Source organism: Streptomyces sp. NPDC050806 (genome assembly GCF_055586425.1).
In genome coordinates this window covers 564,315-588,191 of the sequence record NZ_JBVJIF010000003.1, presented here as the reverse complement: position 1 = coordinate 588,191, position 23,877 = coordinate 564,315, and the positions used below count along the sequence as shown (strand labels likewise).

16 protein-coding genes and 1 riboswitch are annotated in these 23,877 nt (G+C 75.3%); of the genes, 8 read left to right on the top strand and 8 right to left on the bottom strand.

Going from position 1 to position 23,877, the window contains the following annotated elements:
- Positions 1-282: 282 nt before the first annotated feature.
- The 6 genes from ACZ6WH_RS11890 to ACZ6WH_RS11865 form a co-directional block, all read right to left on the bottom strand.
- Positions 283-1,419: an ECF transporter S component gene (locus ACZ6WH_RS11890; protein WP_469727761.1), complete on the bottom strand. Its 1,137-nt coding sequence runs from the start codon at positions 1,417-1,419 to the stop codon at positions 283-285.
- Positions 1,416-3,059: an ABC transporter ATP-binding protein gene (locus ACZ6WH_RS11885; protein ID WP_469727760.1), complete on the bottom strand. Its 1,644-nt coding sequence runs from the start codon at positions 3,057-3,059 to the stop codon at positions 1,416-1,418. Before ACZ6WH_RS11885 ends, ACZ6WH_RS11890 begins: the two co-directional genes overlap by 4 nt.
- Entirely contained in the window at positions 3,056-4,273 is a 1,218-nt protein-coding gene (locus tag ACZ6WH_RS11880) for a CbiQ family ECF transporter T component (protein ID WP_469727758.1), read from the bottom strand. Before ACZ6WH_RS11880 ends, ACZ6WH_RS11885 begins: the two co-directional genes overlap by 4 nt.
- Positions 4,270-4,974 (bottom strand): SCO2322 family protein, encoded by a 705-nt coding sequence (locus ACZ6WH_RS11875; RefSeq protein ID WP_469727757.1) that lies wholly within the window; start codon positions 4,972-4,974, stop codon positions 4,270-4,272. The genes ACZ6WH_RS11880 and ACZ6WH_RS11875 overlap by 4 nt, the downstream gene beginning before the upstream one ends.
- Positions 4,971-6,224, bottom strand: a complete 1,254-nt coding sequence (locus ACZ6WH_RS11870) for a prenyltransferase/squalene oxidase repeat-containing protein (RefSeq protein WP_469727756.1) — start codon at positions 6,222-6,224, stop codon at positions 4,971-4,973. Before ACZ6WH_RS11870 ends, ACZ6WH_RS11875 begins: the two co-directional genes overlap by 4 nt.
- 177 nt (positions 6,225-6,401) lie before the next feature.
- Positions 6,402-6,541: riboswitch (cobalamin riboswitch) on the bottom strand.
- Between the two features lie 102 nt (positions 6,542-6,643).
- Positions 6,644-7,681 carry an MBL fold metallo-hydrolase gene (locus tag ACZ6WH_RS11865; RefSeq protein WP_469727754.1) on the bottom strand — a complete coding sequence of 346 codons (1,038 nt, stop codon included), beginning with the start codon at positions 7,679-7,681 and terminating at the stop codon, positions 6,644-6,646.
- A gap of 135 nt (positions 7,682-7,816) precedes the next feature.
- On the opposite strand from ACZ6WH_RS11865, the gene ACZ6WH_RS11860 reads away from it, so the two are divergent.
- The 5 genes from ACZ6WH_RS11860 (at position 7,817) to ACZ6WH_RS11840 (ending at position 18,458) form a co-directional block, all read left to right on the top strand.
- Entirely contained in the window at positions 7,817-9,268 is a 1,452-nt protein-coding gene (locus ACZ6WH_RS11860; RefSeq protein ID WP_469727753.1) for an aldehyde dehydrogenase, read from the top strand.
- A 3-nt stretch (positions 9,269-9,271) separates the two neighbouring features.
- Positions 9,272-9,505 carry a ferredoxin gene (locus tag ACZ6WH_RS11855; RefSeq protein WP_469727751.1) on the top strand — a complete coding sequence of 78 codons (234 nt, stop codon included), beginning with the start codon at positions 9,272-9,274 and terminating at the stop codon, positions 9,503-9,505.
- A 142-nt stretch (positions 9,506-9,647) separates the two neighbouring features.
- The gene (gene lanKC, locus ACZ6WH_RS11850; protein ID WP_469727749.1) at positions 9,648-12,281 is read left to right on the top strand and encodes a class III lanthionine synthetase LanKC; all 2,634 of its coding nucleotides are present in this window, start codon (positions 9,648-9,650) and stop codon (positions 12,279-12,281) included.
- A gap of 343 nt (positions 12,282-12,624) precedes the next feature.
- Positions 12,625-15,819 (top strand): ATP-binding cassette domain-containing protein, encoded by a 3,195-nt coding sequence (locus ACZ6WH_RS11845; RefSeq protein ID WP_469727748.1) that lies wholly within the window; start codon positions 12,625-12,627, stop codon positions 15,817-15,819.
- A gap of 125 nt (positions 15,820-15,944) precedes the next feature.
- Entirely contained in the window at positions 15,945-18,458 is a 2,514-nt protein-coding gene (locus tag ACZ6WH_RS11840) for an ATP-binding cassette domain-containing protein (RefSeq protein ID WP_469728013.1), read from the top strand.
- A gap of 63 nt (positions 18,459-18,521) precedes the next feature.
- Here the strand turns inward: ACZ6WH_RS11840 and ACZ6WH_RS11835 are convergent, their stop codons facing one another.
- Entirely contained in the window at positions 18,522-19,151 is a 630-nt protein-coding gene (locus tag ACZ6WH_RS11835; RefSeq protein ID WP_469727746.1) for a response regulator transcription factor, read from the bottom strand.
- Between the two features lie 546 nt (positions 19,152-19,697).
- Positions 19,698-20,321, bottom strand: a complete 624-nt coding sequence (locus ACZ6WH_RS11830) for a TetR family transcriptional regulator (protein WP_469727744.1) — start codon at positions 20,319-20,321, stop codon at positions 19,698-19,700.
- Between the two features lie 237 nt (positions 20,322-20,558).
- Here ACZ6WH_RS11830 and ACZ6WH_RS11825 point away from each other — a divergent pair, with 237 nt between their 5' ends.
- The 3 genes from ACZ6WH_RS11825 (at position 20,559) to ACZ6WH_RS11815 (ending at position 23,821) form a co-directional block, all read left to right on the top strand.
- Entirely contained in the window at positions 20,559-21,917 is a 1,359-nt protein-coding gene (locus tag ACZ6WH_RS11825; protein WP_469727742.1) for a glycosyltransferase family 4 protein, read from the top strand.
- A gap of 102 nt (positions 21,918-22,019) precedes the next feature.
- Positions 22,020-22,754, top strand: a complete 735-nt coding sequence (locus ACZ6WH_RS11820; protein ID WP_432853640.1) for a class I SAM-dependent methyltransferase — start codon at positions 22,020-22,022, stop codon at positions 22,752-22,754.
- On the top strand, positions 22,751-23,821 hold the full coding sequence (locus ACZ6WH_RS11815) for a prenyltransferase (RefSeq protein WP_469727740.1): 1,071 nt from the start codon (positions 22,751-22,753) through the stop codon (positions 23,819-23,821). Before ACZ6WH_RS11820 ends, ACZ6WH_RS11815 begins: the two co-directional genes overlap by 4 nt.
- Positions 23,822-23,877 lie beyond the last annotated feature (56 nt).

Below are 23,877 nucleotides of genomic sequence, written 5' to 3'. Positions count from 1 at the left end.
GGCTCGGGGGCCTGGCAAGCACGGCCGTTACGTACGGGCTTCGTACAGGGGCGCGCGACGGGACCGACGACAGGGGTTCCGCCACTGGGCAGAGGCCGGGCAGGGAGCCGGTACCGCTCCCTGCTACCGGGCTTCGTATGTGACCAAGGTCCCTGTGCGTGGCTTCACAGAGCGGCACGGAAAAACGGGGGTGGAGGGGTGGGGCGGGGGAGGGGGGAGGGGCCCCGGAGGGAGTTAGGGAGGTTCGGCAGCCCCCTGGAGGATGAGTTCCCCGGGGCCTCCTCAGCTCGCGCCTGCCGAGCCCGAGCCCGAGTCCGTGCCCGCCGAGTCCGCGCCCGCCGAGCCCGTGCCCGCTGAGCCTGCGCCCGCCGAGTCCGTGCCCGGTGAGCCCGTTCCCGCGCTCGCCGCGCCCGCTGTGTCCGCGCCCGCCGTATCCACGCTCGCCGAGCCCGCGCCCGCCGAGTCCGCGCCCGGCTTCTTCGTGCTCGGTTCCTTCGTGGCCGGTTTTCTCGTGGGTGTGAAGGACACCGGGGCCTCGAAGGCCGCGCGGCGGGTGGCGCGGCGGAGGGCCTTCAGGAGGACGGGGCCGACGGTGAGGGTCAGCACGATCGTGACCAGCGCCCGGGGGAGGTCCCAGCCGAGGGACGTGGCCAGGCAGTACGCGACGAAGCGGGCGAGGTTGTCCGGGAGCGGGTCGCCGGGGACGAACGAGACGCCGGAGGCGAGGCCCGCGATGTACGGCCAGCCCTGGAGGTTCATGACCAGGCCGTACAGGAGGGACGCGACCGTGCCGTACGCGGCCAGCAGCAGCATCTCGCGCCGGCCGCGGAGCCGGTCGGCCCCGGGGAGCAGGCCCGCGCCCATCGACACCCACCCCATCGACAGCATCTGGAACGGCATCCAGGGGCCGACACCCCCGGTGAGCAGCGCTGACGCGAACATCGACACCGCGCCGAGCACAAAGCCGAAGCCCGGCCCGAGCACCCGCCCCGACAGCACCATCAGGAAGAACATCGGCTCGATGCCCGCCGTGCCCGCGCCGAGCGGCCGCAGCGCGGCGCCCGCCGCCGCGAGCACGCCGAGCATGGCGATGGCCTTGGCGTCCAGGCCGACGTCCGCGATGGTCGCCACGACGACCGCGAGCAGCAGCGGGAGCAGCGCGGCGAACAGCCAGGGCGCGTCCTTGGAGTGCGCGAGGCCGGACGCGGAGTCCGCCAGCAGCGGCCAGCCGAAGGCCATGACGCCGACGGCGGAGACGAGGACGAGGGCGGCCACCGACCGGGGGCCGAGCCGGATCGCCCGGACCTGCCGCTGCGCCGCACCGGCCGCCCGCGCGGTGCGGGACGGCCGGGCCGTACCGGAGGCCCGCGCCGTGCCGGACGAGCCGGAGTTCCGCGTCGTGCCCGGGCCCCGCCTCATGCCGTGCGCTCCAGTGCGGCCAGGGCGTGGGTGACCTGGGGGACGGTGAGCCAGGGCAGCGGGGCGAGGACCTTGGTGACCTGCGGCGCGAAGGACGGAGAGGAGACCACGACCTCGGCGGTCGGGCCGTCCGCGACGACCTCGCCGTCGGCGAGGATGACGACGCGGTGGGCGAGTTCCGCGGCGAGTTCCACGTCGTGGGTGGCGAGGACGATGGCGTGGCCCTCGGCGGCGAGGCCGCGCAACACCGTCACCAGCCGGGCCTTGGCCGCGTAGTCCAGGCCGCGGGTCGGCTCGTCCAGCAGGAGCAGCGATGGCCGGGCGGTGAGGATCACCGCGAGCGCCAGGGCCAGGCGCTGGCCTTCGGAGAGGTCGCGGGGGTGGGTGTCGTCGGGGACGTCGGGGAGCAGCCGGGTGACCAGGGCGCGGCAACTGCCGGGGGCCGCGCCCGCGTCGGCGTCGGCCGCCGCGCACTCGGCGGCGACGGTGTCCGCGTACAGCAGGTCGCGCGGCTCCTGCGGCACCAGGCCGACCTGGCGGAGCAGCTCGCGCGGGCCGGTGCGGTGCGGTACGGAGCCGCCCACCCGGACCGAGCCGGCGGCCGGTTCGTGCAGGCCGACCAGCGTGTTCAGCAGCGTCGACTTGCCCGCGCCGTTGCGGCCCATCAGGGCGACGGTCTCGCCGGGGCGTACGGCCAGGTCGACGCGGTGCAGCGCGTCGATGCGGCCGCGGCGTACGGACAGCCCGGTGGCCTCGGCGACCGGGGTTTCGGCGGACGGCACGGGCGGGGCGCCGGCCGCCGCGGCGGGGGACGCCGGGGACTGCCCGGCCAGCCGCTCGCGCAGCGCGCCGGCCTTGCGGCGGGCGTCCCGTACGGTCAGCGGCAGCGGTGACCAGCCGGCGGCCCGGCCGAGGGCGACGACCGGGGGGTGGACGGGGGAGACCGCCATGATGTCGGCGGGTTCGCCGATGACCGGCGCGGCCCCGGGGGCGGGCAGCAGGATGACCTGGTCGGCGTACTGGACGACGCGTTCCAGGCGGTGTTCGGCGAGCAGGACGGTCGTGCCGAGGTCGTGGACCAGCCGCTGGAGCACGGCCAGCACCTCTTCGGCGGCGGCCGGGTCCAGGGCCGAGGTCGGCTCGTCCAGCACCAGCACCTTCGGGTGGGTGGTGAGGACGGAGCCGATGGCGACGCGCTGCTGCTGGCCGCCGGAGAGGGTGGTGATGGCGCGGTCACGGAGGTCGGCGAGGCCGAGGAGGTCGAGGGTCTCCTCGACGCGGCGGCGCATCACGTCGGGGGCGAGCCCGAGCGACTCCATGCCGTACGCCAGCTCGTCCTCGACGGTGTCGGTGACGAAGTGGGACAGCGGGTCCTGGCCCACCGTGCCGACCACGTCGGCCAGTTCGCGGGGCCGGTGGGTGCGGGTGTCGCGGCCGTCGACGGTGACCCGGCCGTGCAGCGTGCCGCCGGTGAAGTGCGGTACGAGACCGGAGACGGCGTTCAGCACGGTCGACTTGCCGACGCCGGACGGGCCGACCAGCAGGCAGAGCTCGCCCTCGGGGACGGTCAGGTCGATCCCCTGGACGGCGGGCGTGCCGGCGTCCCCGTAGGTGACCGACACCTGCTCGAACCGGATCACGGCGTCCTCTCCTTCGCGTTCTTCACGTTCTCCGCCGCGCTGTCCGGGCGCGGCTCCACGCTCTCCGGGCGCGGCCCCGCCTTCTTCGTGGGCCGCTCGGCGGGCGGGCCGGGGGAGCCGGCCGGTACCGGCGCTGCGAACGCCGGTACCAGCCCCACCAGGACCGACAGCGCGGGCCAGAGCGGGAGTGCCGGCGCGGTCAGGGGCACGGCGGGCGGGTGCAGGGCCGTGGGCGCGTAGGAGTTCGCCCAGATCATCAGCGCGGCCACCGCCACGCCGGAGCCCGCGACCAGCCAGGCGCGCGGGCCCCAGCGGTCGGGCCGGTAACGGGTGCGGACCGAGCGGCGGCCGCCGAGCCACAGCCCGGCGAGCGCGGCGGCGAGCCCCGCGGCCAGCACCGGCAGTCCGTATCCGGCGCCCTGGGCGGCGAGCAGCCCGTACGTACCGGCGCAGATGCCGAGGAGGCCGCCGAGGGTGAGCGCCGTGGTGGTGTGCCGGACGGCGCGCGGTACCTGCGCGGTACGGCCGTATCCGCGGGCGTCCATCGCCGCCGCGAGCGCGACCGAACGCTCCAGTGCGCCTTCCAGCACCGGCAGGCCGACCTGGAGCAGCGCCTTGAAGCCGCGGTCGGCCCGGCCGCGGAGCCGGCGCGCGGCACGCAGCCGCTGGACGTCGGCGACCAGGTTCGGGGCGAAGGTCATCGCCACGACGACGGCCACGCCCGCTTCGTAGAGCGCGCCGGGCAGGGACTTGAGCAGCCGGGCCGGGTTGGCGAGCGCGTTGGCGGCGCCCACGCAGATCAGCAGCGTGGCCAGCTTCAGCCCGTCGTACAGCGCGAAGACCATGCCCTCGGCGGTGACCCGGCCGCCGATCCGCACGCCGCGCGCCCAGTCGGGCAGCGGCACTTCGGGGAGCGTGACCAGGGTGTGCGTACCGGGGACGGGCGAGCCGAGCACGAAGGCGAAGACCAGCCGGATGCCGATGACGACGAGGCCGAGCTTGACGAAGGCTCCGTAGGAGCGGGCCCAGGGCGCGTCGGTGCGGCGGGCCGCGACCACGTACCCGGCGACGCCGACGAGCAGCCCGAGGAGGAGCGGGTTGGTGGTGCGGGACGCGGCCGTCGCCAGGCCCAGCGCCCACAGCCACCACGCGCCGGCGTGCAGCGTGCGCCCCCGGGTGGCGAGGGGAGCGCGCAGCCGGCCGGGGGCGGTCATCCGCGCCGGCGCCGGGCCTGCCACACCGCGGCGGCGCCGAGCACGGCGACCGCGGCGATGCCGCCGATCAGACCGGCGGAGGGCCCGCCGGCGCCGGAGTCCCCGTCGGACGCGCCGTCGTCGGCCGCACCGGCGCCCGGCGAGGCCGCGTCCGAGGACTCCTTGCCCGTCCCGCCGGCCTGCTCGGCGCAGCCCTTCGCCGGGAAGCCGGAGATGGCGCAGAGCAGCGCACTGGAGTCGTACCGCAGCGGTGCGGCGACCGCGGCGAGGGCCTCGCCGGCGCTCGCGTCCTCGGGGACCCGCGCGCACTTCTCGCGGGCGGCGGGCGGCGACTGGCCCTTCGGGGCGTCGGCCGCGGTGCCGAAGTCGACGACGACGGCGACGCGCTTGCGGCCGTCGGCCGCCTTCGTGCCGCCGCAGACCGCGTCGAAGTCGGCGGTCGCGCGCGGTGTCGCGGCGCGCGCGGAGTCGGCGCTGACGGTGAAGCGGAAGCCGACCGCGCCGCCGTCCTCGGGGCGGGCGGTCGAGGGCCCTTCAGTGGCGTACGACCAGGCGCTCTTGCCGTGCGCCGGCGCGTCCGCCGTCCAGAAGGACCAGTAGCGGTACTCGTCGGCGTGCGCGGGGACGGCGGCCAGGCCCGTGGCCGTACCGGCCAGGACCAGGGCGCCGGCGCCGCGTGCGATCCGGGCGGCGTGCCTCACAGCTGGTTCTGCTTCCTGCGGCCGCTCAGCAGGAAGCCGATGCCCGCGCCCACCGCGAGGCCGACGAGCACGACCCACCACACGGAGATGCCGCCCTCGTCCTTCTGCTCGGCCTCCTGGCCCTGCGCGTTCTGCTGCGCCGCCGGCTTCGGGCCGGTCGCGTTCAGCTTCGCCACGAGGTCCGTGCTCCCAAATTCGCGCGGGTCGGCACCGGTGGCGTGCGCGGCGAGGATCAGCTGTGCGTAGGCGGCCGGGCCGCTCTGCTTCGCCCAGGCGGCGGAGTGGCCGCGGAGCCACTCCAGCGGCCGCTTCGCGTCGTCCGGCCGGCCGGCGGCGGCCAGCGCGACCACGGCGTCGGCGGTGTTGCCGACGTCCGGCTGGTCCTCGGCGCCGGGCATGGCGGACATCAGGTGGTGGCCGTGCGCGGCCATGGCGGAGACGAGGTGATCGGCGCCGCCGCTCGCGGCGCCGTGCGCGTCCTCGGCCGCTTCCTCGCAGGACGTCTTCTTCGCGGCGGGCCCGTCCGGCGCGACGACGAAGCCCTTGCCCATGGCGCCCGTCACCGCGGCCGCCGTCGCGTCGTCGTTGGCCGCGAGCTTCCCGTCCTTGGCCTGGAACGCGAACGCGCCGCGGTCCGCCTTCCGCACGTCGCAGCCGAGCCGGAGGGCGAGCAGCCCGTCGTACGGCGACCTGCCGTCCTTCTTCGGCAGCGCCGCCTCCTTCGTGCCGGTGGCGGTCAGCGCGCCGATCACGACCGAGGTGGAGTTGGCGTCGCTGTCGGCGCCGGCCGCCGAGCCCCAGCCGCCGTCGTCGTTCTGCGCGGACTTCAGCCAGGAGACGCCCTTGCGGACCGCGTCGGAGTGCCCGCCGACGGCGGCCAGCGCCTGGACGGCGGCGGACGTCTGGTTGGTGTCCCGCAGGGTCTTCGCGTCGCAGTCCTGCTTCGGGTCGGCGCGGTACGCGGTGAACGCGCCGTCGGCGCACTGCTGCCCCACGAGCCAGTCCACCGCCTCGTCCGCCGGGCGCACGCCCGTGGCGTCCTGGGCCAGCAGTGCCAGCGACTGCCGCCAGACGCCGTCGTACTTGGGGTCCGTGCTGCCGTACAGGCCCTTCGGGAGCTTCGGGGAAGCGCCGGGCGCGGGGGTGTCGGCGAACGCGGCGGGGGCAGCGGCCGCGCACAGCACGGCGGCGGCCAGGGCCGCGGCGCAGCGGCGCGCCGGGGCGGCGAGGGAGCGGGCCGTGATGGCCATGGGGTCGGTGCCTCTCGGTCGGTTCGCGGGGTGCGCGAGGTGGGAGGTCACGCAGCCGCACTCCGCCGCACCACGTCCGCGACTCGCGCGCGGCGCGGTGGCACCGGGCTCAGCTCCGTATACCTCGACGGTGCCGCGTGCCGGGCGGCCGCCGAAGGGCGGCCGGCGGTACGCGGGAGCCTTGGGTGTGCCCCGCCGGGCGTTCCGGCTCGCTCCGGCGCGCGGATGCGCACCAGGGCTCACGGCTGCGGGTCAGCGCCGGTTTTCCACCGGCTTCCCCCGGTCGGGCACGAATGAACTTGTCGCAACACTTTAACCGGCGGGTAGCGGCCGGCTCCCGGCACGTACGGGATGCGTACGGCCGCCCGTACGCCCTCGCGTCCGGACGGCCGGTGCCGCACCCCGCCCCCGCCGGCGGGTCACACCGCCACGTACGCCACCGGGTCCGAGCCCGGCACCGGCTCCGCCAGCCCCCGCTTCACCAGGCGCCGCAGATGGGCCTCGGCCTCGGAGAGGGCGATGGTGCGCGAGGCGTACGGGATCCGTTCCCAGGGGCGGTTCCACTCCATGGCCTCGGCGAGCTGCCAGGGGGTACGCGGGGTGGCGAGCAGTGCCCGCAGGCCGCCGAGCCGCTCCTCGTGGTGGGTGAGCAGCTCCGCCACCCGCTCCGCCGCGCCCGTGAAGGCGTGCTGGTGCGCGGGCAGCACCTCGGCCGCGCCGAGCCGCCCGATCCGCTCCAGGGAGTCGAGGTAGTCGCCGAGGGGGTCGGTGACGGTGGCGTCGTCCGGGTCCTCGTACAGGCCGACGTGCGGGGTGATGCCGGGCAGCAGGTGGTCGCCGGAGAAGAGGCGCCCGTTCCCCGGGTGCGCCGCCGGGTGTGCCTCCTCCAGGTGCAGACAGACGTGGCCCGGGGTGTGTCCCGGCGTCCAGACGGCCCGCAGCCGCCGCCCCGCGAGGTCCAGCAGCTCGCCGGGGACGATCTCGCGGTCCGGGAGCGCGGGGCGGTTCTCGGGGAGTGCGCGGGTGCGCCCCTTGGAGCGGGCCGCGTACAGGGGCGCGAGGTGTTCCTCGGGCGCGCCCGCCGCGGCCAGCTTGTCGATGAGGTACGCCAGCCAGCTGCCAGGCTCGGCCTCGCGGGTGCGCCGGACTACCGCGGCGTCGGCGGCGTGCATCGCGATCCAGGCGCCGGACGCCTCCCTGACCCGCGCCGACAGGCCGTGGTGGTCGGGGTGGTGGTGGGTGACGAGCACGCCGTGCAGGTCGGTGACGGTGGTGCCGCAGGCGGCGAGCCCGGCGGCGAGCGCGTCCCAGGAGTCCGGGTCGTCCCAGCCGGTGTCGATCAGCACCGGGCCGCGGTCCGTCTCCAGCAGGTGCACGAGGGTGTGCCCCAGCGGGTTGTCCGGTATGGGCACGGCGATGCTCCACACCCCGCCCCGGTGGTCGATCACGTGCGGCATGCCATCGCCCCTCTCGGCCCGCACGCCGTCGCGTGCATTGCCCACCATAACTGGAACTGGTATCAGTTCTGATGCAGCGTCAGATATTGCTTCGGGGAACGCGTCAGGTAACGGCGACCGCAGGAGGCGGAATCGATGACTGGCCCGATCGAGCACGGACAGCTCTACATAGGTGGTGAGCTGGTCGATCCGGCCGGCCGGGACACCATCGAGGTCGTCTCCCCGCACACCGAGCAGGTCATCGGCCGGGTGCCGCACGCCTCCCGGGAGGACGTGGACCGTGCCGTCACGGCGGCGCGCGCGTCCTTCGACTCCGGGGTGTGGGCCAACGCCCCGCTCGAAGAGCGGATCGCGGTCGTCACGCGGATCAAGGACGCGTTCGCCGTGCGAAGCGAGGAGTTCGCGCGGCTCATCAGCGCGCAGAACGGCACTCCGTACACCTCCGGGATCATGGTGCAGTCGCTGGCCGCGATGATGGTCTGGGACGCGGCGATCACGGTCGCCCGCGACTTCACCCACGAGGAGCGGCGGCAGGGCGTGCTCGGGCCGCTGCTGGTCCGCCGTGAACCGGTCGGCGTGGTCGCGGCCGTGGTGCCGTGGAACGTCCCGCAGTTCACCGCCGCCGCCAAGCTCGCCCCCGCGCTGCTGGCCGGATGTTCGGCGGTGCTGAAGGTGTCGCCGGAGACGCCGCTGGACGCGTATCTGCTCGCGGAGATCGCCACCGAAGCCGGGCTGCCCGAAGGGGTGTTGTCCATCCTCCCGGCCGACCGGGAGGTCAGCGAGTACCTGGTCGGTCACCCGGGCGTGGACAAGGTCTCCTTCACCGGCTCGGTCGCGGCCGGCAGGCGCGTGATGGAGGTGGCGGCCCGCAACCTCAGCCGGGTCACGCTGGAACTGGGCGGCAAGTCGGCCGCGGTGATCCTGCCGGACGCCGACCTGGACGCGGCGGTCGCCGGGATCACGCCCTTCGCGTGGATGATCAACGGTCAGGCCTGCGTGGCCCAGACCCGCATCCTCGCGCCGCGCTCGCGCTACGACGAGATCGCCGAGCGGTTCGCCGCCGCGGCCTCCGCGCTGAAGGTCGGCGACCCGCTGGACGCGGCCACCGAGGTCGGCCCGCTGGTCGCCGAGCGGCAGCGGCGCCGCTCGCTGGAGTACATCGCCGCAGGGCAGCAGGAGGGCGCCAAGGTGCTCGCGGGCGGCGGCAGGCCGGCGGACCAGGAAACCGGCTGGTACGTGGAGCCCACCCTCTTCGGTGACGTCACCCCCGGCATGCGCATCGCCCGCGAGGAGATCTTCGGCCCGGTGATCTGCCTGCTCCCGTACGAGGACGAGGCGGAGGCGGTGCGGATCGCCGACGACTCCGACTACGGCCTGTCGGGCTCGGTGTGGACGGCGGACGTCGAGCGCGGCATCGAGGTGGCGCGCCGGGTGCGCACCGGTACGTACTCCGTGAACACCTTCAGCCTCGACATGCTCGGGCCGTTCGGCGGCTACAAGAACAGCGGTATCGGGCGGGAGTTCGGCCCCGAGGGATACGGCGAGTACCTGGAGCACAAGATGATCCACCTTCCGGCGGGGGCGTGAGCCATGGGTTCCCGGTGGCAGGTGGAGGTGGACCGCGGCGTCTGCATCGGCTCGGGGCTGTGCGTGAGCACCGCGCCGGACGGGTTCCGGCTGGACTCCGCGCGTCAGTCCCACCCCGTGACGGACGAAGTGGACTCCCAGGAAGCGGTGTTGGCGGCCGCCGAGGGGTGTCCCGTCGAAGCGATCGTGATTACGGAAGCCGACTCCGGGGAAGCTGTCTTCCCGCCGGAGGAGTAACGCCGAACGAACAGCCGTGCGACCAGCTGGTTCGTACTTAGGGTTACTCGTGCGTTCCTCACGGTGACCTCATGACGTCTGTGACTGTCCGCCCCTCCCCGTACGTGGAAATCTCTGTTCCACGCCGCCGAGGGGGGAGACGATGGACAAGCGGTACGAGGTGTACTGCCTAGCCGGCAGGTATTTCTACGAAACCCCGGACCGTTTGTCCGTCGGGGAGGACGCCGCAGCCGACGACAGCGCGGTGTACGAAGCGGCGCAGCGCGCAGTCCCCGAAGGGTGGCGCTGTTTCCTCTCCGGGGACTGGCTCCACGTGAATCCCGTGGACAGCGAGGGGAACCCGCGTCCGGGCAGGCCCGCACAGGGGTGGAAGGTACATGTGTCGGCCTGCCCGGACAATGCGGAGAAGGTTGCCTCCAAGGTCTGGGACTACTGCGTCTCCCATTCCCTGCCGTTCAAGTTCGTGCCGGGTCCGCGCCCGCTGCGGCTGCGGAATTCCAAATACGCGGACCGGACGGCCGGCGGTAAATTCGCCACCATTTACCCGGCGGACGTCGAGGAATGCCACCGCATTCTGGAGGAGCTGGGCTCGCTGCTGGACGGCGAGCCGGGCCCGTACATCCTCAGCGATCTGCGGTGGCACGACGGCCCGCTGTACGTGCGGTACGGCGGGTTCACCCGGCGGCACTGCGTCGACGGCAGCGGGGCGCTGGTGCCCGCCATCGAGAACGCCGAGGGCCGGCTGGTCCCCGACCGCTGCGAACCGGCCTTCCGGCCGCCGGAGTGGGCCGAGCTGCCGGGCTTCCTCGCCCCGCACCTCAAGGCGCGCAACGCCACCACCGTCGCGGACCTGCCGTACGCCGTCGAATCGGCGCTGCGCTTCGCCAACGGGGGCGGCGTCTACCTCGGCCGCGACCGGGACACCGGGGAGCGGGTGGTCCTCAAGGAGGCCAGGCCGCACGCCGGGCTCGCCGCCGACGGGGCCGACGCGGTCACCCGGCTGGAGCGCGAACGCGCCGCGCTGCGGCGGCTCTCGGGCCTCGGCGTGGCCCCGGAGGTGCGTGACTGGGTCACCGTCGGCGACCACCGTTTCCTGGTCGTGGACCACGTCCCGGGCAAGACGCTGCACGCCTGCCTCACCGAGCGCCACCCGCTGCTCACCGCCGACCCCGAGCCGGCGGCGCTGACCTCCTACACGGAGTGGGCGGTGGGCATGCACGCCGCCGTCGAACAGGCCGTCACCGCGGTGCACCGCCGCGGCCTGGTCCTCAACGACCTGCACCTGTTCAACGTCATGGTCGCGCCCGACGAACTGAGCGTCACCCTGCTGGACCTGGAGGCCGCCACCGACGCCGCCGGCCCGGCCCGGCAGTCCCTCGCCCACCCGGCCTTCGCCGTCCCCCGCGACCGCACCGGCTACGACATCGACCGGTACGCGCTGGCCTGCCTGCGCCTCGCGCTCTTCCTGCCGATGACGGAGCTGCTGGCGATCGAGCGGGACAAGGCGACCGACCTGGCCGAGACGATCGCCCGCGAATTCCCCGGCGTACCGCCCGGGTTCCTGGAGGAAGCCGTGCGCACCATCTGCGCGCCCCAGCCCGTCAAGGCACGGATCCGGCGCCCCGCGCAGGCCCGCCACCTCGTCGCGGTCGACACCCGCGAACCGTACGTCTGCGACCCGGCCGACTGGCCGCGCAGCCGCGAGTCCATGGCCCGGGGCATCCTCGCCTCGGCCACGCCCGAGCGCACGGACCGCCTGTTCCCCGGCGACGTCGCCCAGTTCGCCGACGGCGGCGGACTCGGCATCGCCCACGGGGCGGCCGGTGTCCTGTACGCGCTCTCCGAGACGGGTGCCGAGGGGTTCGAGGAGGGTGAGGAGTGGTTGTTGCGGCAGACCGCTCCGCCTCCCCTCGGCACCCCCCTCGGGTGCTACGACGGACTCGCCGGCGTCGCCTACGTACTGGACCGGCTCGGCCACCGTGAACGGGCCGACGAACTGATCGAGCGGGTGCTCGCCGAGAAGTGGTACCGGCTCGGTCCCGACCTGTACGGCGGACTGGCCGGCATCGGCCTCACCCTGGACCACCTGGCGCGCGAACGCGGCGCACGCGAACTGCGCGACCGGGCGCTGGAGGCGGCCGGGCACGCCGCCGACCGGCTGGAGAGCTGCGCCAACCGGGCCGGGCTGCTGCGCGGCGCGAGCGGCCCCGCCCTTCTCTTCCTGCGCCTGTACGAAGGCACCGGGGACCCGGGGCTGCTCGACCTCGCGGCGCAGGCGCTCCGCAGCGACCTCGCCCGGTGCGTGCGCAACGCACGCGGCACGCTGCTGGTCGACGAGGGCTGGCGCACCATGCCGTACCTCGGCGCCGGGTCGGTGGGCATCGCGATGGTCCTCGACGACTACCTCACGCACCGCGCCGACGCGGAGTTCGAGGAGGCGCGGATGGCGATGCTGCCGGCGGCGCAGGCCCGCTTCTACGCGCAGCCCGGCCTCTTCAGGGGGCGCGCCGGCATGGTGCTGCACCTGGCCCGCACCACGACGCCCGACCCGGAGGTCGAGGCCGCGCTGGCGTCGCAGATCGCCGACCTGAGCTGGTACACGATGCCCTACCGGGGTGAACTGGCCTTCCCCGGCGATCAGTTGATGCGGCTGTCGATGGACCTGTCCACCGGCACGGCCGGCTGCCTGCTCGCCCTCGGCTCGGCGCTGCACGAGGAACCGGTGCAACTGCCGTTCCTGCCACCGCTGCCCGAACCGGACGCGTTGCGCCTCTGACCGGCGCACCGCCCCTGATCAGGTTCGTTCCGGAACCTGTCGGCCGAGACCGTGAGGTGATACAGGCCGGCGACAGCACGGGAGGCGGCCGTACCCGTACCGGACCGTGAGGTCCGGCCCGGTGCGGCACGGCCCACCGCCCGTGTCCGCCGGTCTGCTTCGGCAAGGCCGACCCGGTACGGACCGGTGTGCGTGCGGCTCGCACGAGCCGCACGCACACCATTTCCCCGCACACCACGCCTGCGTACCGCCCGCGCGGCGGCCACGTCTGCGTACCGCCCTGTCAGGTACAGCTCAGCCTTTTCGCTCCAACTGATCGTCAGCTCGTCCGGGAGGAAGAACCGTGACCGCCAAACCCGCCGACCGGCTGCTGCTCGGCGCGCTGCGCCACAGCGCCCCCCGGGCCTCGGCAGTCCTGCTGCTCACCACCGGCGGCGCCGCGGTCGGTCTCGCCCTCCCCGCCACCCTCGGCCACACCCTCGACCTGCTGCTCGACGGCCGCCCCGCACAGTCCTGGCTGCTCGCCTGCGCCGGACTCACGGCGCTGCTCGTGCTGCTCGGCGCGCTCGACGGGCTGCTCACCGGTACGACGGACGCGCGCGCCACCGCCTGGCTGCGCCGCCGGGCGCTCCGCGGCGTACTGGCCGCCGGGCCCACCGCCACCGAGCGCCACGAGACCGGCGACCTGGTCGCACGGGTCGTGGGCAACGCCGCCACGGCCGGCACCGCGCCCACCGCGCTCGCCGCCACCGCGGCCATGGCGCTCACCCCGGTCGGCGCGCTGGTGGCCCTGGCCCTGGTCGACCCGTGGACCGCGGCCACCTTCGTCCTCGGACTGCCGCTGCTGGCGCTGCTGATGCGCGCGTTCGTCCGCGACACGGGGGACTGCGTGGCCCAGTACCAGCGGATCCAGGGCGACATCGCCGGGCGGCTGCTGGAGGCGATCGGCGGCGCCCGCACCATCGCCGCCGCCGGCAGCCACGAACGCGAGGCCGGCCGCATCCTGTCGCCCCTGCCGGCCCTCTCCCGGCAGGGCCACCGCATGTGGCGGGTGCAGGGCCGCTCCACGGCCCAGGCCGCCGCCCTGGTCCCGCTGCTCCAGATCGCCGTGCTCGCGGTCGGCGGGCTGCGGCTGCTGGCCGGCGCCCTCACCATCGGCGACCTGCTCGCCGCCTCCCGGTACGCGGTCCTCGCGGCCGGCGTCGGCACGCTCGTCGGCCACCTCAACGGCCTGGTCCACAGCCGCGCCGCGGCCCGCCGCCTCACGGAACTCCAGGACCTCCCGGCCATCGAGTACGGGGAGTCGGAGGCCACGGGGGCGAGTGCTGCGCCTGCGGGGACCGCCGAGGGGGCCGGTGCTTCCGGTACGGGAGCGGGCGAGCCGGGCGCGGGTGCGGCCGCCGGCGGGGAAGAGGGCGCAGGGGCGTGCACGGGCGCGCTCGAACTGCGCGGCATCACCGTACGGAAGGCCGGCCACCTCGTCCTGGACAGCCTCGACCTGACCGTCCCCGGCGGCTGCACGATGGCCGTCGTCGGCCGCTCCGGCACCGGCAAGTCCGTCCTCGCCGCCGTCGCCGGGCGGCTGATCGAACCGGACACCGGCGAAGTCCTGCTGGACGGCGAGCCGTTGCGCGGGCTCAGCCACTACGCGCTGCGGCGCTCCGTCGGCTACGCCTTCGAACGGCCCGCGCTGCTGGGCGGGACGGTGCACGACACCATCGCGTACGGGGTGTACGAGCCGGGGCCGGGCGACGTGGAGGCGGCGGCCCACGCGGCGGGCGCGGCCTCCTTCATCCGGCGGCTGCCCGAGGGGTACGCCACGCCCTGCGCCGACGTACCGCTGTCCGGCGGGGAGATCCAGCGGCTGGGGCTGGCCCGCGCGTTCGCGCACGCCGAGCGGCTGCTGATCCTCGACGACGCGACCTCCAGCCTCGACACGGTCACCGAACTGCGCGTCGGCCGTGCGCTGCTGCGGGACGTGCGGGCCGGGACCCGCCTGATCATCGCGCACCGGGCCGCCACCGCCGCCCGCGCGGACCTGGTCGCCTGGCTCGACGCGGGCTTCATCCGCGCGCTGGCGCCGCACGACACGCTCTGGGAGGACCCGCGCTACCGGGCCCTGTTCGGGCAGGACGAGCCGGCGCCGCTCGCGGAGGAAGGCGGGCCGGCGCCCCGCCGCTGGCAGATACCGGTCGCGGGCGACGGGACGGCGGAGCAGGACCGGACGACGGCCAGGCTCCCGGTGCGGAAGCGCCCGGCGGACGGCCCCGCGGTGGGGAGGCCGACGGCCGGCGGGCCCGGCTCCCGGCCGCGCCGGGCCATCGGCCATGGCGCGGCCGCAGCCCAGGACGAGGAGCCCGGCCCCGGTACGCCGGGCGGCAGGCCCTCGGGCGTCAGCACGCCGGGCGGTGGCGCGTCGGGCGACGGGGCGCTGCGCGGCGGCGGCCGTCCGGGCGACCGGGGTGCGCGCGGCGGCTCGTCGGGCGGTGACTTCCCGGGGCGGGGGGCCCGGCGTATCGGAGGGCCCGCCGGTGCACGGCCGGCCGACGCGCGGTCGGAGGGACCGACACCCGTGGACGCGCAGTGGCCGCCGTCGGCGCCCGGCGCCGCGAACGTCCCGAGCTGGGCCCACGGCCAGGGCCCTGCGGACGGCCCCGCGCAGGCCCCCGAGGGGAGGCCGGGGCCGGCGGGGAGGCCGGTCCCGGGCGGGTGGCCGGTGCCCGAGGGCATACCGATACCGGAGGGCATGCCCGTCACCCAGCGCCGCCGCCGTGCCCTGGCGGACCTGCTCGCCCAGACCGAGCCGCAGACACGTCCGCAGTCGCAGTCGCAGCAGCAGCCGTCGGTACCGGATCCCCGGTCCTCGGCGGCCGGCCCCCGGCCCTCGGATACCGGCCCCCGGCCCTCGGGCGACGGACCGGCCCCGGCCCCACGCCGGGCGCTGCGCTCCGGGCCCGGCGTGACGGCTCCGGGCCGCGACGCGACGGCTTCCGGCGCGGCGGCCCCGTCCGGCCCGGTGTCCCCCTTCGGCCCGGCGGCCCCGCGTCCGGCCACTCCGGCTTTCTCGGCCAGTCCGGCCAGTCCGGCCAGTCCGGCCACTCCGGCTACCTCGGCCACTCCGGCCTCGGCGGCGCCCGACCCGCGGGTGGGCCGTCCCACGGCGCCCGGCCGAGAGCCGACCGGCCCGGCGACGCCGGGGCCGGAGGGTGCGGCCCCGGCGCCTCCCGCGGCTGAGGCCCCAGGCTCAGTGGCCCCCGGCTCAGTGCCTCCCGATCCGCAGGCGAGCGGCCCGCAGGTCAACGGACCGCAGGCGAGCGGTCCGACGCCTCCAGGCCCGACCCCGCCCGGCCCGACATCTCCCGGCCCGACGGCTCCCGGCCCGGCCCCGTCCGGTCCGCAGCAGGTCGGCCCGGCGGTGCCCGGCCGGCAGGTGGCCGGGCCGCAGCGGGGCGGGCCCGGGGCCCGGGCCGAGATGACCGCGGCGCGGGTTGTGGCGCTCGGGGAGCGGTGGGCCGTGGAGCGGCGGGGGGACCAGTGAGCGCGGACGGTGTGCGGGGTGCTCGGGAGGGGCGGTCCGCGGCGGGAGAGGTACGGACGGCAGTGACCGGCAGGAACGGGAGCGACAGCGGCGTGCGCGGCGAGGGACGACGAACGGACGGCGGGATGCGGCTGCGGGACGGGGCCCGGCGGTTCCTGGGCCGGCGGCGGGCCGTCGTGGCGCGGCTGGCCGCCTGGTCCGTGGCCGAGGCGGCCCAGACGTTCCTGCTCGGCTTCGCGCTGGCCAGGGCCATCGACGACGGCTTCCTCGCCGGCCGGCTCACCGTCGGGCTCGGCTGGCTGGCCGCCGCGGCGCTGGCCGTCGCCGTCGGCTCGTACGGTACGGGCCGGGTCTACCGCTCCGTCGCCGACCTGGTCGAACCGCTCCGCGACGAGCTGCTCCGACGGGTCGTCACCCGTGCGCTGCGGGAGGCCGACCACGGTGCGGTGTCCCGCGCCGCGCACCAGGTGGAGATCGCCCGCGACACCTTCGGCGGGCTGGTCATGGTGGTCCGCGGCTTCGTCTTCACCGCCGCCGGCGCGCTGATCGGCCTGGTGTCGCTCGCGCCGGTACTGCTGCTCGTCGTCCTGCCGCCCCTCGTGCTCGGCCTCGGCCTCTTCGTGGTGACGCTGCGTCCGATGACGCGCGGCCAGGAGACGTACCTGGCGGCCGACGAGGCCATCGTCCACGCGATGGGCGTGGCGGCCGGCGGCCTGCGCGACGTGACGGCGGCCGGCGCGGAGGAGCGGGTGGCGCGCGAGGTGGGGGAGCGCTTCGACGCCGAGTGGCGGAGCTCGCGCACCCTCGCCCGCTGGAACGTCTGCCGCACCCTCGCGCTCGGCGTGGGCGGCCGGCTGCCGGTGGTCCTGCTGCTGGTCACCGCGCCCTGGCTGCTGGACAACGGTGTGACCACGGGCGCGCTGGTCGGCGCGCTGGCCTACCTCACGCAGTCGATGCTGCCCGCGCTGCACGCGCTGCTGCTGGGGCTGGGTACGTCCGGTACGCGGCTGACCGTCGTGCTGCGCCGGCTGACCGGGGCCGGACGGGACGCGACGGCGCCCGACTCCGCTGACCCGGCCGCGTCGGGGCGGTCGGCGACGGCCGGGGCGGAGCGGGCGATGGAGATGACGGAACCGACGGAGGCCGCGGAGGCGAACGGCGCCCTGCCGGCTCCGCGCCCGCCCGGCCCCGCCGGCCCCGGCCTCCCCGTCGTCGCGCGCCCCGCGCTCCCCAGCGGTACCGGTACGCAGCGCTGGTTCGCCCTCCCGCCCGCCCCGGAACCCCCGGCCCTGCCCCCGGCCGTGGGCGCGCCGACCCCGGCCACCCCGGCCCTGAGCGCTCAGCTCCCCGGGGCGTCGGCCCCGGGTATCCCGGCCCGGCCGACCGTGCCACCGGCCCCCCGGCCATCGACCCCCGAGCCATGGACCGACCCCTCGTCGACCGGCCGGCTGCCGGCCGGACTGTCGCCCGTCCCCCGCCCGTTGGCCGCCCCCTCGTCGGCAGGCCGACCGCCGGCCGCTCAACGGCCTGCTGCTCAGCCGGCCGAGCAGCAGGCGGGCCCCGCGGTCCGCGGCGGGGCGCGGCACGCCAAGCGGCCGCGGCACGCGCTGCCCGCCAAGCGGCGGACACTGCCCGGTGGGATCCCGGTACGGGGCCTCACGGCCGGCAACCGCACCGCGCGAGCGGCGGCGCAACCGTCCGGTGAGGCGATGCAGCCGTCCGGTGAGGCGATGCAACCGTCCGGCGAGGAGACGGCCGGGCTCTCCGGGTACGACGCGGCCGCCCCCTTCGAGGCCGGGGCGACCGAACTCGCCCAGGGCGTCGCGCACGCCACGGACCCCGGACACGGTCCGGACGACGCGGCCGACGCCCCCGTCCCGCTGCCCGCCTGGGCGACGCCGCCTGCCGGCAGTGGGCTGGCGGTGGCGGCGCGCGGGGTCTCCTTCGCGTACGGCGAGCACGCGACGCCCGTCGTGCAGGGGCTGGAGCTGACCCTGCCGGTCGGCGGGCACCTGGCCGTCGTCGGGCCGAGCGGTATCGGTAAGTCGACTCTCGCGGCGCTGCTCGCGGGGGTGCTGGTCCCCGACCGGGGAGAGATCCGGCTGGGCGGGAACGGCGCGGGGTCCAGGCGCGTTCTCGTGCCGCAGCAGGCCTATGTGTTCTCCGGGACGCTCCGGGAGAACATGCTGTACCTCTGCCCGCGTCCCGAGGCCGTGCCGGACGCCGCGCTGCGGGCGTCGGCCGTGGCGGTGGGCGCCGCCGAACTGGTACAGCGGCTGGGCGGGTTCGGCGCGCGGGTCACGCCGGGCACGCTCTCAGCGGGCGAGCGGCAGCTGATCGCGCTCGCCCGTGCCCATCTCGCGCCCGCCCCGCTCGCCATCCTCGACGAGGCCGGCTGCCATCTGGACGCCGCGACGGAGGCCCGGGCGGAACGGGCCTTCGCCGCCCGGCCGGGCGGCTCGCTGATCGTCGTGGCACACCGCATCAGCTCGGCGCTCCGCGCGGACCGCGTGCTGGTGATGGACGGTACGTACGCGCTGTGCGGGCGCCACCGCGATCTGCTGCGGCGCTCCGGGCTCTACCGCGACCTCGTGGGGGAGTGGGCGGACGGCGGCGCGCGGCCCGCGCTCGCGCGCTGAGCCGGACGGGCCCGGGCCGCCCCCTGTGCGGGGCGCGGCCCGGGCCGTTGTCCGGTGGTCCGGTCACAGCCAGCCCTCCCCCTGGGAAATGCGGATGGCGTCGACCCTGTTGCGGGCGCCGGTCTTCCGCGTGATCGCGGACATGTAGTTGCGCACCGTGCCGTTGGACAGGTGCAGCGTGCCGGCGATCTCGGCGACCGAGGCGCCCTCCGCCGCGAGCGAGAGCACGCTCAGCTCCCGCTGGGTGAGCGGCATTTCGGCGGCCTGGAGGAAGCCGAAGCCGAGCGAGCCGTCGATGAAGCGCCGGCCCGCCGCTACCTGCCGGATCCCCGCGGTCAGCTGCCGGGGCGAGCCCTCCTTGTCGACAAAGCCGAGCGCGTCCGCCTCGAACGCCCGGCGCAGCGGCCCCGGCCGGCCGGCGGAGCCCAGTACCAGCAGCGCGGGCCCCCGGCGCGGTGTGTCAGCGCCCTCCCGCGCGCCGCCCGCCGCGCACTCCGCACCGCAGGGCGGGGTGCCGGCCGTGCCGTGCGCGGGGTGCTCGCGGCATCTGGTGGCCTGCTGCGGGATGTGCGCGATGGGGCCGCGGCCCGTCGCGCCGTGCCCCGGGAGGGTGCGGCCGCCGTGCGCGTCCGGCACCACCTGCGTGGTGCCCGCCGGGGCTCCCCATCCGTTCGTCCCTCTGCCGGGCACCACGGCGCCGTGTGTCCCGGCCGTGGTTCTCGCCCCCCGGCCCGCCCGGTGCGTGTCGGCGCTCCGATACGCACCGTCACCCCAGCCGGAGTCCTCTCTCGGAGTTTTACCTTCGGCATGTGCCGTTGGCGCGCCCCCACTGTCCGATAGCTTTCGCAACGCATTCAGTCCGATCGGCACGGCGGAGTCCACATCGACCACGCAGACGTCCGGCTGCAACGCGCGCACCCGGCTCACCGCGCCGTCCGGCGTGGACACCGCCACCTCTATGTCGTTTTCCCTGCTGAGCACCTCGGCCAACGCCCATCGAAACAGGCAGACGTCGTGCACCAGCAGCACCCGGATCACTGCAGTCCCCCTCCAGACCCCCGTGTACCGGCATATTTGTCAACCACCCCGAATTCATACCTGTAATGGGCTCGCCGTGGGGCCGCAGATCAGGCCAAGAGGGGGCAAGGGGGCGCACGGGTGCACGGCGTGATGCATGTATGCACGCCGTGAGGGGTTGTGACCGGGGGAGCGAAAGGGGAACTACCGGAAGAGAAGGGGCTATTCCGGGCGCTGGGGAGACGTCAGCTCGATGAGCCGGCACACCGTCTCGATATCGATCTTCACTTGCGCAATCGAAGCCCGCCCCGACAGCCAGGTGATCAGTGCCGAGTGCCAGGTGTGTTCGATCACTCGTACGGCCGAGAGCTGCTCGGGGGTGGCGGCCGAATCCAGCCCCATGGCGTCCAGGATGATCGCCGTCGTCAGCCGGGAGACGGTGTCGACCTCGGGGCTCACCGACCGGTCGGCGAAGGTGAGCGCGCGCACCATGGCGTCCGCGAGGTGCGGCTCGCGCTGCATCGCGCGGAAGGCCCGCATCAGCGTCTGGGCCACCCGCGCTCCGGGATCACTCTCCGTCGGCGGGCGTTTGCGCAACGTCGCGTGCATGTGCTGCAGCTGGTCCTGCATGGTCGCCACCAGCAGGTGGATCTTGGAGGGGAAGTAGCGGTACAGCGTCCCCAGCGCGACGTTCGACATCTCGGCGACCTCGCGCATCTGCACGGCGTCGAAGCCGCCCCGCCCGGCCAGCTGCGCGCTGGCGTGCAGGATGCGGCGGCGGCGCGCTTCCTGGCGCTCGGTGAGGGCGGGACTGGCGGGAAGCGCCGACTGGGGTTCGGAAGTCATGTGTCCCATTCCGTGGCGGTCCGTCCGTGCTCCGGGGTACGTCGAGCTGCTGATCGGGTCAGCATGGCAGGGGGTGGGTCGTGGCGCGAATCACCTGGTGCGGCCCTTTCCGTCGGTTCCCCGCCCGGTAGATTCGAGCTGGGTGAACTCGTCGGTAACCGATCCGTTCTGTAACTTGTTCTAGATTAGCGCCAGCGGTTACGCTCCGGCGAAAGTCCAGTGAGAGAGGGGCCGAGAGTGTCCGCTGAGGCCGTCCAGGCAGCCGCCGCTCGCCCCGCCGAGGCCACCGGCGACCGCCCCCTTCGGATCGCCCTGCTCACGTACAAGGGAAATCCGTTCTGCGGCGGCCAGGGCGTCTACGTACGCCACCTCTCCCGCGAACTCGCCGGGCTCGGCCACTCCGTCGAGGTCATCGGCGCCCAGCCCTACCCCGTCCTCGACGCCGGGGTACCGCTGACCGAGCTGCCCAGCCTGGACCTCTACCGGCAGCCGGACCCCTTCCGCACGCCGAGACGCGACGAGTACCGGGACTGGGTCGACGCCCTCGAAGTGGGCACGATGTGGACCGGCGGCTTCCCCGAGCCGCTCACCTTCTCCCTGCGGGCGCGCCGCCATCTCGCCGCGCGCCGCGGTGACTTCGACGTCGTCCACGACAACCAGACGCTCGGCTACGGCCTGCTCGGCGACCTCGGCGCGCCGCTGGTCACCACGATCCACCACCCCATCACCGTCGACCGGCAGCTGGACCTGGACGCCGCCGACGGCTGGCGGCGGCGCGCCTCGGTCCGCCGCTGGTACGGCTTCACCCGCATGCAGAAGCGGGTCGCGCGCCGGCTGCCCTCGGTCCTCACCGTCTCCGGCTCCTCCCGTCAGGAGATCACCGACCACCTGGGCGTCCGTCAGGACCGCATCCACGTCGTCCACATCGGCGCGGACACCGATCTCTTCTCGCCCGACCCGTCGGTCCCCGAGGTGCCGGGCCGCATCGTCACCACCTCCAGCGCCGACGTACCGCTCAAGGGTCTGATCCATCTGGTCGAGGCGCTCGCCAAGGTCCGCACCGAGAACCCGGAGGCGCACCTGGTGGTGGTCGGCAAGCGCGCCGACGACGGCCCGGTCGCGGCCGCGATAGAGCGGTACGGGCTCGGCGACGCCATCGAGTTCGTGAAGGGCATCAGCGACGCCGAGCTGGTGGACCTGGTGCGCGGCGCCCAGGTCGCCTGCGTGCCCTCGCTCTACGAAGGCTTCTCGCTGCCGGCCGCCGAGGCCATGGCCACCGGCACGCCGCTGCTGGCCACCACCGGCGGCGCCATCCCCGAGGTCGCCGGACCCGACGGTGAGACGTGTCTCGCCGTGCCGCCGGGCGACGCGGGCGCGCTCGCCGCGGGCCTGAACCGGCTGCTGGGCGACGCGGACCTGCGCCGCCGGCTCGGTGCAGCGGGCCGCGAGCGGGTGCTCGCCCGGTTCACCTGGCGGCAGGCGGCCATCGGCACCGCCGAGCGCTACCGCGAGGCCATCGCCCGGCAGGCGGCACACCGGCCGCAGGCCGCCCGTCCCGCCACCGTGCCGGCCGCCGAGCCCGCCGCGCGCGCCTGAAACGGCCCCCGCACCTCTGTCCGCCGAGACCGCCGTGACCGCCATACCGTCCCCGCCGTCCCCGTGCGGCCGGGGCCTCCCCAGGACGAAAGCTGAGAGGCCGTGCTGACCGTCGACTTTTCCCGATTCCCGCTCGCACCGGGCGACCGCGTGCTCGATCTGGGCTGCGGCGCGGGCCGGCACGCCTTCGAGTGCTACCGGCGCGGCGCGCAGGTCGTCGCGCTGGACCAGAACGCCGAGGAGATCCGCGAGGTCGCCAAGTGGTTCGCGGCGATGGAGGAGGCCGGCGAGGCCCCGGCCGGCGCCACCGCGACCGCCATGGAGGGCGACGCGCTCGCGCTGCCCTTCCCCGACGACTCCTTCGACGTCGTGATCATCTCCGAGGTCATGGAGCACATCCCGGACGACAAGGGCGTGCTCGCCGAGATGGTCCGGGTCCTCAAGCCCGGCGGCCGGATCGCCGTCACCGTGCCCCGCTACGGCCCCGAGAAGGTCTGCTGGGCGCTGAGCGACGCGTACCACGAGGTCGAGGGCGGCCACATCCGCATCTACAAGGCCGACGAACTGCTCGGCAAGATGCGCGAGGCGGGCCTGCGTCCGTACGGCAGCCACCACGCGCACGCGCTGCACAGCCCCTACTGGTGGCTCAAGTGCGCGTTCGGCGTGGACAACGACAAGGCGCTGCCGGTCAAGGCGTACCACAAGCTCCTGGTCTGGGACATCATGAAGAAGCCGCTGGCCACGCGGCTCGCCGAGAACGCGCTGAACCCGCTCATCGGCAAGAGCTTCGTCGCGTACGCCACCAAGCCGCACGAGCCCGCGCGAGCCGCCCTGTGACGAGCCCCGGGCGCACCGAACGACTCGTCCTGCCCGGAGTGCTCACCGCGGAGCAGGCCGCCCGCACCGTCGCCGGCATCCTCGCGGTCCAGCGCGCGGACGGCGCCATCCCGTGGTTCCGGGGCCACCACCTCGACCCCTGGGACCACACCGAGGCCGCGATGGCGCTGGACGCGGCCGGCGAGCACGCCCGCGCCGAGGCCGCCTACCAGTGGCTGGCCGACCATCAGCTGCCCGACGGCTCCTGGTACGCCGCGTACGCCGACGGGGACGCGGAGCGGCCCACCGACCGCGGCCGGGAGACCAACTTCTGCGCGTACCTCGCCGTCGGCGTCTGGCACCACTACCTCTCCACGGGCGACGACACCTTCCTGGACCGCATGTGGCCGGCGGTGTACGCGGCCGTGGAGTTCGTCCTCGCGCTCCAGCAGCCGGGCGGCGAGATCGGCTGGAAGCGCGAGGACGACGGCACGCCCGTCAACGACGCGCTGCTGACCGGCTCCTCCTCCGTCTACCAGGCGCTGCGCTGCGCCCTGGCCATGGCCGACCAGCGCGGCGAACCGCAGCCGGACTGGGAGCTGGCGGCCGGCCGGCTGGGCCACACGATCCGGCACCACCCGGAGCGTTTTCTGGACAAGTCCCGCTACTCGATGGACTGGTACTACCCGGTGCTCGGCGGGGCGCTGCGCGGCCAGGCGGCCAAGGAGCGCATCGAGGCCCGGTGGGACGACTTCGTCGTGCCGGGCCTGGGCGTCCGCTGCGTCCTGCCCAACCCCTGGGTCACCGGCGGCGAGAGCGCCGAACTGGCCCTGGCGCTGTGGGCGATGGGCGAGTCCGACCGGGCCGTGGAGATCCTCCGCTCGATCCGGCACCTGCGTGCCGAGGACGGCATGTACTGGACCGGCTATGTCTTCGACGACGACGCGATCTGGCCGCGCGAGCTGACGTCGTGGACGGCGGGCTCCCTGCTGCTGGCGGTGGCGGCGCTCGGCGGCGACGAGGCCACCACGGCCGTCTTCGGCGGCGAGCGCCTCCCGGCGGGGCTGGAGCCGGACTGCTGCCGTTGATCGCCCCGCCCCGGAAAATCGGGGCGGGGGCCCGGGAAGCGCACTAGCGTGCGGGT